This is a genomic window from Streptomyces sp. NPDC041205, from assembly GCF_055591765.1.
The window spans coordinates 1,113,207-1,125,192 of sequence record NZ_JBVIZH010000001.1 but is presented as its reverse complement, the minus strand read 5'-3'; the positions used below and the strand labels follow the sequence as shown (position 1 = coordinate 1,125,192).

The window sequence follows — 11,986 nt, the reverse complement described above, 5'->3', positions numbered from 1 at the left end:
GCGTTCCGTGTGCTTCGGGTCCTGCGGGATCAGTCCTTGTACTTCGGCTTCGGCGGGCCCGCCGAATCGCCGAGGTCGTCCGCGAGCCACCTGTCGTAGGAGGCGCGCCAGCCGTCCTTGTCCTTGCGGAAGTCGTCCAGTACGTCGTTCACACGCCGCACCAGGTCGTCCGCGTCCTTCTTCATCGCCACGCCGTAGTACTCCGTGGTGAACGGCTTGGAGCCCTTCAGCTCCACCGTCGGGTCCTGGGCGGCCTGGCCCGCGGCGAGCGCGCTGTCGGTGACCACCGCGTCCACTTCGCCGAGCTGGAGCCTTACCAGGCAGTCGAGTTGGTTCGGCACCGTGGTCCTGATGTCGGCACCGAAGCTGTTCTCCTTGAGGGCCGTCTCCGCCGTGGAGCCCGCCGCGGAGCAGACCTTCTTGCCCTTCAGCGTGGTGTTGTAGCCGGTGATGTCGGAGGTCTTCGGGGCGAGGACCTGCTGGCCGGTCTCGAAGTACGCCGTGGAGAAGGCGACGTCCTTGATGCGGTCGCAGTTGACGGTCATCGTGCGCACGACCATGTCGACCTGGCCGCTCTGGATCGCGGGGACGCGCTGGTTGGTGGGGATCGCGCGGAACACCACGGCGTCGCGGTCGCCGAGCAGCCGCTCCGCGATCTCGTGCGCCAGGTCGATGTCGAAGCCCTCCAGCTTGCCGACGCCCTTGTTGGGGTCGCGGTAGCCCCAGCGGTAGCTGTTCTGGTCGACGCCGACGACGAGCTTCCTGACCTTGCGCTGCTTGATCTTCTCGATCGTCGGGCCGTCCTTGGTGGCGGGCCGCAGGCTGCGCTCGGGCGCCTCGCACTCGTCGGCGCGCGCGGGCGCGGCCTGCGTCAGCCGGTCCGCGTCGGCCGAACCGCCGCCGCCCCCCGGTCCGTTGCCGCCGCGCAGATGCGGCAGCGCGAGGATCAGGGTGGTCGCCAGGAGGCAGGCGAGGGCCATCGAGGCGACCCCGCCCCAGCCGCGCAGGGCCGCGAGGCCGCGGCGCGGGCGCGCCGCGCGCCGGATCGCCGCGGCGACGTGCTGTTCCGTCTCGCCAGGTCGCGTACGCATCGTCCGCGCGCCCCCCATCACCGGTACTCCGAAAGCCTGCGGCCGATGCCGAGCACGGCGGCCGCCGCGCCGACGACCGCGAGCACGGCCGCGCCGATGGGCAGGCCCGTCATGGCGCCCTTGCCGTCCTCGGCGGCCCGCTTGAACTCCCGCTGCTCGTGCGCGAGCGCGACATCGAGGGCCGCGTCCACGTTGTCGAAGGACTCGCCGGTCGGCCGGTCGCTCTTCGCGCCTATGACCTTGTCGAGCGCGCCCTCGTAGTCACCCGAGTCGTCGCTCGCGCGGGCCGACTTGTGGCGGTCCTTCCACTCGGTCACGTTCGCCGCGGCGGCCGCCACGGGGCGCTTGCCCGAGTCGTCGTCGGCCAGCTCCGCCGCCCGGCCGAGCAGCCCCTTCTCGCCCGCCTTCGCGCCCGCGAGGCGCGCCATCTGCCGCTGGTAGGCCACGTCGAACTTGTCCTTCGTGGCGTCGCCCACGACGACGGTCTCGGCGCCTCGGCTGACCAGCGTCAGGTTCTCGTTGCCCCGGGCCTTCAGGGAGCTGATGCGGGCGTCGTTCAGGACGTTCAGGGACTTCACGCCTCGGTCGTAGGACTCGTTCAGGCCGGAGCGGGCGAAGGTGTGTCCGGCGAGCAGCCACAGCAGCGTCACCGCCGCGGCCGTCGTCGCGGCCACCAGGCCCGTGTTGAACACCCTGTTCGTCCGGCGGTAGTTGCGGTGCTGGGCCCAGCCGAGGGCGGCCAGGGCCAGCACTCCGAAGGCGATCGCCAGCCACGGATACGGCTTCGCGTCCGCGTAGTCGTCGGTCAGGCGCTCGTTCTCCGCCTTGTAGAGCTTCTCGGCGGCCGGGAGCATGCGGGTCTGCATCGTGTCGTTCGCGTACCGCAGATAGGCGCCGCCCAGCGGCAGGCCCTGGCGGTTGTTGGCGCGGGCCCGCTCGATCAGGGCCGTGTACTGGGGGAGGAGCTTGTTCAGGCGGCTCACCGATGCCGCCGACGAGGAGTCCGAGCCCGCGTTCGACGCGGCCGTCGCGAGCTTCTCGCTGGCCCGGTCGACGTCCCGCTGATACCGCTCGCGGACCTTCGCGGGCTCCTGGCCGCCCGCCAGGAAGCCGCTCGACGCCGCCGTGTTGGCGTCCGCCAGCGAGCGGTAGATCGCGGCTGCGTCGTTGCTCAGCGGCTGGCTGCTGTTCAGGACGCGGTCCGCCGCGTCCGCCCGGGAGGTCGTCTGCCAGGCCGTGACCGCGCCGAACACCAGGACCAGGGCCGCGAGGACGGCGCCGATGGCGCGCAGTCTGCCCGGCTCTGTCGTCGCCGCCACGCGCAGGCGGTCCACTCCCTCCGCCCACGCCGTTCCTCTCGCGGGCGCGGGCGCCTGGCCTGGTGGCTGCGCCGCCTTCTGCGTCGGCAGTGGCGGGTGGTTCGGTGCGGGCGCGTGCGGTGGTGCCTGTGGTGGGTGTGTCACCTGACCTCGACCTCCCCCTTGGTCTGTGGACTGCCCTTCTTCCGTGCCGTGGTGGCGGTGGAAGCAGTGCACGGCCGCAAGTATCGCCGTAGGGACTGACATCCGCACAGGGCTTGACTCGATCTTGTGCGGATTGGTGGGCCGCCGGGCGTCTTTGAACACGCCTCGGAGGCGTGTTCGGTTCCCTGTGCGGGGGCGGGACGGGGGCCTTGCCAGGGGGCTCCCCAGTCCCGCCCCTTCCCGTAACCAGGGGCGCTGCGCCCCCTGGACCCCAGCTCCCCCCGCCGATGTCCCCTTCGGGTGGGACGGGCCTCCGCCGGATCGGCGCTTCGCGCCTCGTCCTCAAACGCCGGACGGGCTGAATACCTGCCGGGACGGGCTGAGAAGTCCCCGGGACGGGCTGAATACCTGCCGGGCCGGGCGCGATGTCGGCCCGGCCCGGGCCCGCTAGCCGTCCGCGCGGTAGTGCTCCCGTACCCGCGCGTGCACCCGGGCCGGAGCGCCCACCTCGTCCAGGCCCAGGAGGATCGCGCCCAGGACCGGGCGTTCCGTCACCACGCGGGGGGTCGCCTTGGGGGCGCGGTCGGACAGGAGGGTGCGGATGGTGTCGTCCAGGCGGGGGTGGCGGGCTGCCAGGACGCTGCCGCCCAGGAGGACGGGGGCCGCCTCGTCCAGGAGGTCCAGGCGGGTGAGGGCGACCGTGGACATGGCGACGACCTCCTCGGCCATGCGGTCGACCAGGGAGCAGGCGACGGAGTCGCCGGTGGCTGCCGTCGTGAACAGGACGGGGGTCAGCTCGTGTTGGCGGGCGGGCTCGATGTGGCCGAGGTGGAGGGCCTCGATGAGGGCGTACATGGAGGGCAGGCCGAAGTGCGCGGGGAGGGCCGTCATGAGGGCCGTCGGGCCGCCCCTGCCGTCCTCCGCGCGGGCCGCGTGCCACAGCGCCTCCTGGGCGAGGTGGCCGCCGCCGCCCCAGTCGCCGGAGATCTTGCCGATCGCCGGGAAGCGGGCCGTGCGGCCGTCCGGCAGCATGCCCACGCAGTTGATGCCCGCCCCGCACACCACGGCGACACCGCGCGGCTCGGCGTCCTCGACCAGGCCGGCCCTGAGGATGGCGAAGGTGTCGTTGCGCACGTCCACGCTGTCGCCCCAGCCACGCCGCCGCAGCGCGGCCGCCAACTCCCGTTCCTCCACCGGGAGATCTGCGTTGGCCAGGCACGCCGAGACATGCCCGACCGAGGGGAGACCGGCCTCGCCGAGGGCGGCGGCGACCGCCTCGGCGAGGCTGTCCACGGCTGTCTCCACGCCGACCAGCGGGGGCTGGAAGCCGCCCCCGCGGGCCGCGCCGACGACCTCGCCGGCCGCCGTGACCACCGCGACGTCGGTCTTGCTGTTGCCCGCGTCGATGGCGAGCAGTGACGTGGACGCCGAAGGGCCCGCGCCGTGCGGTGTGCTCAGGCCCACGCCAGGTGCTCCCGGTTGTGTGCGACGAGATCGTCCGTGAGCTTCTCCGCGTACTCGTACTGCCCCACCAGCGGGTGGGCGAGCAGCGCCTTGAAGACGCGGTCGCGGCCGCCGTGCAGGGCGGCGTGCAGTGCCAGGTCCTCGTACGCGGTGACGTTCGCGATCAGGCCGGAGAAGAGGGGATCGAGGGTGGGGACGGGCAGTGGCGTCGCGCCGGATCCGTCCACGGACGCCTGGACCTCGATCACGGCGTCGTCGGGGAGGAAGGGCAGCGTGCCGTTGTTGTGGGTGTTGACCACCTGGTACGGGCTGCCGCCTCCCGCCCGTCTCCCACCACCGCCCTCAACCGAGGGTCCTGCGGACCCGCTGCTCTGGTTTCCCAGGAGCGACGCCGCCAGGTCCACGGCCGCCTCGGAGTAGAACGCGCCGCCCCGCTTGGCGAGCAGCTCCGGCTTCTCGTCGAGGGCCGGGTCGCCGTACATCTTCAGCAACTGCTCCTCCATCGCGGCGACTTCGGCCGCGCGGGAGGGCTTGGTGCGCAGTTCTCGTACGACGGCGTCGTGCTGGTAGTAGTAGCGCAGGTAGTACGACGGGACGACGCCGAGGCGGTCGACGATGGTCTGCGGCATGTGCAGGTCCTCGGCGATGGCCTCGCCGTGTTCGGCGAGCAGCTTCGGAAGGACGTTCTCGCCGTCGGGGCCGCCCAGGCGTACGCCCAGCTCCCAGGTGAGGTGGTTGAGGCCGACGTGGTCCAGGTGGACCTGGCCGGGCTCGACGCCCAGGTGCGCGGCGAACTTCCGCTGGAAGCCGATGGCGACGTTGCACAGGCCGACGGCCTTGTGCCCGGCCTGGAGCAGGGCGCGGGTGACGATGCCGACGGGGTTGGTGAAGTCGATGATCCAGGCGTCGGGGTTGGTGCGGCGGACGCGCTCGGCGATGTCGAGGACGACGGGGACGGTGCGAAGGGCCTTGGCGAGGCCGCCCGCTCCGGTCGTCTCCTGGCCGACGCAGCCGCACTCCAGGGGCCACGTCTCGTCCTGCTGACGGGCCGCCTGGCCGCCCACGCGGAGCTGGAGCAGGACCGCGTCGGCGTCGGCGACGCCCGCGTCCACGTCGGACGTGGTGACGATGCGGCCCGGGTGGCCCTGCTTGGCGAAGATGCGGCGGGCGAGGCCGCCGACCAGCTCCAGGCGGTCGGCCGCCGGGTCGACGAGGACGAGTTCCTGGATCGGCAGGGTGTCCCTCAACCGCGCGAATCCGTCGATGAGTTCGGGTGTGTAGGTCGAGCCTCCGCCGACCACTGCGAGCTTCATGTGCTGAATCAGCCCTTTACTCCGGTGAGGGTGACGCCTTCGACGAAGGCCTTCTGTGCGAAGAAGAAGACGACGATGACCGGGGCCATGACCAGCAGCGTCGCCGCCATGGTCATGTTCCAGTTCACCATGTGGGCGCTCTTGAAGGACTCCAGGCCGTAGCTGAGGGTCCAGGAGCCCGGGTCCTGCGCCGCGTAGATCTGCGGGCCGAAGTAGTCGTTCCAGCAGTAGAAGAACTGGAACAGCGCGATCGCCGCGATGCCCGGCTTGGCCATCGGAACGATGATCTTCAGCAGGGTCTTGACCTCGCCGCAGCCGTCGACGCGCGCCGACTCGATGTACTCCTTGGGGATCGTCAGGAGGAACTGCCGAAGGAGGAAGATCGAGTACGCGTCGCCGAACGCCATCGGGATGATCAGCGGCCACAGCGTGCCCGACAGGTGGAACTGCTGCGCCCACACCAGGTACATGGGGATCACGATGACCTGAGGCGGCAGCATCATCGTCGAGATGACGAGCAGCATCGCGGTGCGGCGGCCGCGGAAGCGGAACTTGGCGAGGGCGTACGCCACGGGAATCGCCGAGCACACCGTGAACAGGGTGCCGAGGCCCGCGTACATCAGGGAGTTGCGCCACCAGGTGAGGAAGCCGTCCGTCTCGAAGACGGCCTTGTAGTTCTCCCAGTGCCAGGAGGACGGCCACAGGTCGCCGCTCATCGCCTGCGAGTCGCTCATCACGGACGTCAGGAAGACGAACACGAAGGGCAGGATGAACAGCAGGGCCACGGCAATGGCGACGCTGTGCACCGCGATCCAGTGCAGGATGCGCTTGCGGCGGGCGCGGGCGGCCTCCGGCCCGCGCGGCTTGACGGGCGCGGCGGAGGACGCCGTGGCGGGCGCGCTGAGTGTCGTGGAAGTCATCGGGGATCAGTCCTCCGCCGAGAGCAGACCGGAGCGCTTGCGCATCAGCAGCATCGTCACGGCCATGGCGATGACGAAGAGGACGAGCGAGAGGACGCACGCCGCACCGGTGTTGAAGTTCTGGAAGCCCATCTGGTAGACGAGCTGCGGGACCGTGAGGGTCGAGTGGTCCGGATAGCCGGGCTGGATCACCGAGCCGGGTCCGATGGAGACGCCGGAGGCGATCTTCCCGGCGACCAGGGCCTGCGTGTAGTACTGCATGGTCTGTACGACGCCCGTGACCACGGCGAACATCACGATCGGGGTGATGGAGGGCCAGGTGACGTACCGGAACTTCGCCCAGGAGCCCGCGCCGTCGAGCTCGGCCGCCTCGTACTGCTCCTTCGGTACGTCGAGCAGCGCCGCCATGAAGATCACCATCAGGTCGCCGATGCCCCACAGGGAGAGCATCACCAGCGACGGTTTCGCCCACGTCGGATCGTTGAACCAGGTGGGCGCCGTGATGCCGATCTTGGAGAGGAGCTCGTTGACCGGCCCCGTGCCCGGGTTCAGGAGGAAGACGAAGGCGACCGTGGCCGCCACCGGCGGGGCGAGATAGGGGATGTAGAAGGCGGTCCGGAAGAACCCGACCCCCGACTTGATCTTCGTGATGAGCAGCCCGAGCGAGAGCCCGAAGACCACCCGCAGCGCCACCATCACCACGACCAGCCACAGCGTGTTCCACAGCGCCGGGCCGAACAGCGGCATCTGCTCGAACACGTACCGCCAGTTCTTCAGGCCCACGAAGGTGGGCTCCTTGATCTGGTTGTAGTGCATGAACGAGAAGTAGACGGTGGCGATCAGCGGGTACGCGAAGAAGACGCTGAAGCCGATCAGCCAGGGGGAGAGGAAACCGAGGACGCGCAGTCTGCGGCGCGCGGGGCGGGAGAGTGACAGGGCCATGGCGGGGCGCTCCTCAGTTCTCTGCCTGGAGGTTGTCGGCGTCGATCTGCTCGTCGAGCTTCTTCAGCGCCTCGCGCAGGTTCTTCTTGCCGCCGGCTTCGACGGAGTACGCGAGGTCCGCGAGCGAGACGATGTAGGAGCCGCCGTTCGTGGACTGCGGGAGCGCCGTGCTGTGCTCGTTCTCCAGGATCTTGAAGAAGGTGCGGAAGCGCTTGTCGGCGTCCAGGCGGGGCGACTTGAGGGCCGCGAAGGTGGACGGCACGTTGTGGATGTCGTTGGCGAGGTCCACGACCTGGTTGGTGTTCGCCGTCAGGAACCTGACCAGCTCCCAGGCGGCGTTCTGCTTCTTGCTGCTGTGCGCGATGCCGAGGACCGTGCCCGTGATGAACCCGCGGCCGTAGCTGTCGGCCTGGTCGTCGGGGACCGGCAGCGGCGCCACGCCCCAGTCGAACTTCGCCTTCTTCTCGTCCAGCATCAGACCGCGCCACTCGCCGTCGAGGTGCATCGCCAGCTTCCCGGTGAGGAAGCCGTTCTGGCTGGACATCTCCTCGCCGAACGTGGCCCGGAACTTCTCCAGGTCGTCGTAGCCGCCCTGCGCCGCGATCAGCTCATTGGTCGTCTTGAAGTAGTCGTACGTCTTGGGCTCGTCGGCGAGGTTCGACTTGCCGTCGGCGTCGAAGTACCGCGGGCCCCACTGCGCGAAGAGCCGGTCGGGGGCGTTCTGGTAGAGCCGGAAGTTCGGCATGAAACCGACGCGCTCGTACGAGTCCTTGCCGCTGCGCACGGTCAGCTTCGCCGCGGCCTCCTTGAACTCCGACATGGTGCGCGGCGGGCGCGCGATGCCCGCCTCCTTGAAGGCGTCCTTGTTGTAGTACATGCCGAACGCGTCCGCGAGGAACGGCAGCGCGCACTGGTTGCCCTCGTAACTCGTGTAGTCGAGGAGGGTCTTGGGGAACGTCTTCTTCTTGTCGAGCCCGGTCTTCTTCATGAACGGGTCGAGGTTGACCCACATGCCGGAGTCGCAGTACTGGCCGACGTTGTTCGTCGTGAACGACGACACCACGTCGGGGGCCTCGCCGCCGCCCGCCCTGAGGGCCTGGTTGATGGTCTCGTCGGTGACGTTCCCGATCGCCTTCACATTGATGTTCGGGTGCAGTTTCTCGAACCGCTCGATGCTCGCGTTGATCGCCTTGACTTCACCGGGGGCCGACCAGCCGTGCCAGAACTTCAGCGTCACGGGCTTGGTCGGGTCGTCGTCGGCGCTGCCGGTGCTCGGGTTGGCGCAGCCGGACAGGAGCAGTCCGGCGGCGGCGAGCGCGACCGGCACACGTGCGGGTATTCGCCATCGCGGCATGGCGGACGTCCTTTGCGGGAGGCGGTGTTGGGGAGAAGAAGGGAGGGGGCGGGAGGGGACGGGAGAAGACGGGAGGGGACGGGAGAAGACGGGAGGGGACGGGAGAAGACGGGAGGGGACGGGGAAGGGTGCGGGCGGTGGGACTCGCTGTGCCGAGCGCTCAGGCGGTGTCGAAGAGGGTGTCGCGGGCCTGGGTGAGGGCGGTGCGCAGGGCGCCGGTGAGGATCGGGTCGCCGTCCAGCTCGCTGATGCGCAGGAGCGGGCGCGGCAGGGCGAGGCCGGTCATCTCCTCCTTGACGCGCAGGCGCAGCTCCTCGCCGCCCGCCTGGGCCACCTGGCCGGACAGGACGACGAGTTCGGGGTCGACGACCGCCACGACCGCGGCGAGGCCGGTGGCGATGTGCCCGGCGAGCTCGTCGCGCGCGGCGGGGTCGGCGAGTGCCTCGGTGAGCGGCTTGCCGCCCGCGCGCTCGCGGACCACGGCACCGGAGACGAGGCTCTCGAAGCCGCCCCGGTACGCGTCCGGCGCCGCCTCCGGGCCGCCGCGCAGCAGCGGGGCGCCCGGCACCGGCATGTAGCCGATCTCGCCCGCGCCGCCGGTCGCGCCGCGAAGCAGCACGCCGCCGAGCACGATCGCCGCGCCCACGCCCTCGTCCAGCCAGGCGAGCACGAAGTTGTCGTTGTCCTGCGCCGCGCCCTCGTACTGCTCGGCGATGGCGGCGAGGTTCACGTCGTTCTCGATGGTCACCGGGGTGCCGAGGACCTCGGCCAGCTCGGCGCGCAGGGTGCGCGAGTGCCAGCCGGGCAGGTGCGGGGCGTAGCGGAGCTGGCCGCTGCGCGGGTCGATGGCGCCGGGTGTGCCGATGACGGTGGCGCGCAGGTCGTGGTGGCCGAGCCCGGCCTTCGCGAGGGCGCCGTCCACGGCCTCCACGACCAGCTGGGCGGTGCGGTGGCGCACGTCCTCGGTGACCGGCTTCTCGGGGTAGGCCTCGATGCGCTGCCGGCCGACCTCGCGCCCGGTGATGTCGGCGACCAGGGCGGTGATGCCGGTGGGGTCGGCGGACAGGGCGGCGACGTGGCCGACGGCGGGGTCGATCTCGTACAGGACGGCGTTGGGGCCCGGGCGGCCGCTCTGGCGGCCGGTGGTGCGGACGAGCCCCGCCGACTCCAGGCGGCTGAGCAGCTGGGAGGTGGTGGGCTTGGACAGGCCGGTCAGCTCGCCGATGCGGGTGCGGGTGAGCGGGCCGTGGGCGGCGAGCAGGTCGAGCGCGGCGCGGTCGTTCATGGCGCGGAGCACTCGGGGCGTGCCCGGCACGCCGGGAGACCCATTGGATGGGGTGGTTCCAGCCATCGCTGACGACACCTGCCCTTCGGCGGCCCGCCTTCCTCGCTTCACTGTTAGGAAGGCTTCCTATTTGATGCGAGGAACGTAAAGGCCCGTGAAGGGGGCGTCAAGAGCGAGCGCCCCCGAGGCAACCAACTCGTTACCTGTGGGGGCGCTGTCGTACGGGGTGCTGCGGGGCGGCTACTTCGACAGGTTCGGCGGCGGGGCTATCGGCGACGCCGCCAGGGACTGCGGGGACGTCGAGGAGGCGTACGCGGACGGGGCCGCCATGCCCGCGGTCGGGTCCGGGGCCTGGGCCACGCCGCCGTCCGGCAGCATCGGCAGGCCGCCCACCAGACGGATGCCCTCCGCGTCGAAGGCCCGCTTGATGCGCCAGCGCAGCTCCCGCTCCACGCCGAGCGACTTGCCCGGCATGGTTTTGGCGGAGACCCGCACCACCATCTGGTCGATCAGCACGCTGTCCAGGCCGAGCACCTCGACCGGACCCCACAGCTGCTCGTTCCACGGCTCGTCCTTGCCGAGCCGCTCGCCGACCTCGCCGAGGACCCGCTTGACCTTGTCCAGGTCCTCGTCCGGGCGCACCGTCACATCGACACCGGCCGTCGACCAGCCCTGGGAGAGGTTGCCGATGCGCTTGACCTCGCCGTTGCGGACGTACCAGATCTCGCCGTCGTCGCCGCGCAGCTTGGTCACGCGCAGCCCCACCTCGATGACCTCGCCGGAGGCCACTCCGGCGTCGATGGAGTCACCGACGCCGTACTGGTCCTCCAGGATCATGAAGACGCCGGACAGGAAGTCCGTGACCAGGTTGCGGGCGCCGAAACCGATCGCGACGCCCGCGACGCCCGCGGACGCGAGCAGCGGCGCCAGATTGATCTGGAACGTGCCGAGGATCATCAGCGCGGCCGTGCCGAGGATCAGGAACGACGCCACCGACCGCAGCACCGACCCGATGGCCTGCGAACGCTGCCGCCGCCGCTCCACATTGACGAGCAGCCCGCCGAGCGCGGTGCCGTCCACGGCCTGCGCCGTGCGGTTCATCCGCTCTATCAGCTTGGTGATGGCACGCCGCACGATCACGCGCAGCACCATCGCGATCACGACGATCAGCAGGATGCGCAGGCCGATGGCGAGCCACGTCGACCAGTTCTCCTCCACCCAACTGGCGGCGTTGGTCGCGCTCTCCTGGGCGTCGTCGAGCGTCACGGGCTTGCGCGTCGGCGTCGGTGTCGGGTCCGGGTCGGCCCCGGCGGCCGACAGGGCGGACAGGAACACGGCTGGTACCTCCAGGCATAGCGGCCTGCCCAGGAGATGCACCGGGCAGACTCACCACACTAACGGGGCATTGTGTGGGGATCGTTGTCATGTTCGGAGGAGAGACGGTGCTCACCAGTGCGGAAACGTGTCTCCGTCACAGGTGTGGTCGAAAACACTTCAGGGCCGTTACCGGCTGATGGTGGCGCTACGACCAGGCATGAGGGGAGACTGGCTACAGATCGTCCCGGCGCGAGCCACGCGCCGCCGGCGTACAAGGAGGCATCCGTGCCGCATGTCCTGGTCCTCAACGCGTCGTACGAGCCGCTCGGCGTCGTACCGCTCCGCCGCGCGCTCGTCCTCGTCCTCGAGAACAAGGCCCTCTGCCTCGAGGAGTCCGGCGCCTTCATGCACAGCGCGACCCGCACCATCCCCGCACCCAGCGTGGTCCGGCTCAAGCGCTTCGTGCGGGTCCCCTACCGGGGGCCCGTTCCACTGACCCGCCGTGCCCTGTTCGCCCGCGACGGCGGCCGGTGCATGTACTGCGGTGGCGTCGCAACCAGCGTCGACCACGTCATTCCGCGCAGCCGGGGCGGCCAGCACGCCTGGGACAACGTGGTGGCCTCGTGCCGCCGCTGCAATCACGTCAAGGCCGACCGGCACCTGCTGGAGCTCGGCTGGCGCCTGCGGCACAAACCCGCCCCGCCCTCGGGACTCGCCTGGCGCATCATCGGCACCGGGCATAGGGACCCGCGCTGGCTGCCGTACTTGCAGCCGTTCGGCGCGGACGACGTGATGGCCCGGATCGACGGCATTTCCGCCTAGGAACCGATCCGGGCC

Annotated in this window: 10 protein-coding genes; 1 reads left to right on the top strand and 9 read right to left on the bottom strand. The window is 70.6% G+C overall.

The annotated features are described in order from the left end of the window. Positions 1 to 29: 29 nt before the first annotated feature. From ACZ6BG_RS04915 to ACZ6BG_RS04875, 9 genes are all read right to left on the bottom strand, one after another. The gene (locus ACZ6BG_RS04915; protein ID WP_468996919.1) at positions 30 to 1,091 is read right to left on the bottom strand and encodes a glutamate ABC transporter substrate-binding protein; all 1,062 of its coding nucleotides are present in this window, start codon (positions 1,089 to 1,091) and stop codon (positions 30 to 32) included. 17 nt (positions 1,092 to 1,108) lie between these two features. Continuing rightward, entirely contained in the window at positions 1,109 to 2,554 is a 1,446-nt protein-coding gene (locus tag ACZ6BG_RS04910; protein WP_468996917.1) for a hypothetical protein, read from the bottom strand. A 447-nt stretch (positions 2,555 to 3,001) separates the two neighbouring features. Beyond that, positions 3,002 to 4,018, bottom strand: coding sequence for an N-acetylglucosamine kinase (locus ACZ6BG_RS04905; protein WP_468996915.1), 1,017 nt, complete (start codon positions 4,016 to 4,018; stop codon positions 3,002 to 3,004). After that, a complete protein-coding gene (locus ACZ6BG_RS04900; protein WP_468996913.1) occupies positions 4,009 to 5,331 on the bottom strand; it encodes a 6-phospho-beta-glucosidase in 1,323 nt (440 codons plus the stop codon). Before ACZ6BG_RS04900 ends, ACZ6BG_RS04905 begins: the two co-directional genes overlap by 10 nt. 8 nt (positions 5,332 to 5,339) lie before the next feature. Further along, positions 5,340 to 6,251: a carbohydrate ABC transporter permease gene (locus tag ACZ6BG_RS04895; protein WP_468996911.1), complete on the bottom strand. Its 912-nt coding sequence runs from the start codon at positions 6,249 to 6,251 to the stop codon at positions 5,340 to 5,342. A gap of 6 nt (positions 6,252 to 6,257) precedes the next feature. After that, positions 6,258 to 7,193, bottom strand: coding sequence for a carbohydrate ABC transporter permease (locus ACZ6BG_RS04890; RefSeq protein ID WP_468996908.1), 936 nt, complete (start codon positions 7,191 to 7,193; stop codon positions 6,258 to 6,260). Positions 7,194 to 7,206: 13 nt separating this feature from the next. Then, on the bottom strand, positions 7,207 to 8,547 hold the full coding sequence (locus tag ACZ6BG_RS04885; protein WP_468996906.1) for an ABC transporter substrate-binding protein: 1,341 nt from the start codon (positions 8,545 to 8,547) through the stop codon (positions 7,207 to 7,209). A gap of 160 nt (positions 8,548 to 8,707) precedes the next feature. After that, complete coding sequence (locus ACZ6BG_RS04880; RefSeq protein WP_468996904.1) at positions 8,708 to 9,898, bottom strand: ROK family transcriptional regulator; 1,191 nt, start codon at positions 9,896 to 9,898, stop codon at positions 8,708 to 8,710. A 174-nt stretch (positions 9,899 to 10,072) separates the two neighbouring features. Next, positions 10,073 to 11,167 carry a mechanosensitive ion channel family protein gene (locus ACZ6BG_RS04875; protein WP_468996902.1) on the bottom strand — a complete coding sequence of 365 codons (1,095 nt, stop codon included), beginning with the start codon at positions 11,165 to 11,167 and terminating at the stop codon, positions 10,073 to 10,075. Positions 11,168 to 11,434: 267 nt separating this feature from the next. On the opposite strand from ACZ6BG_RS04875, the gene ACZ6BG_RS04870 reads away from it, so the two are divergent. Further along, positions 11,435 to 11,971: an HNH endonuclease gene (locus tag ACZ6BG_RS04870; protein WP_468449769.1), complete on the top strand. Its 537-nt coding sequence runs from the start codon at positions 11,435 to 11,437 to the stop codon at positions 11,969 to 11,971. The last annotated feature ends 15 nt before the right edge of the window (positions 11,972 to 11,986 follow it).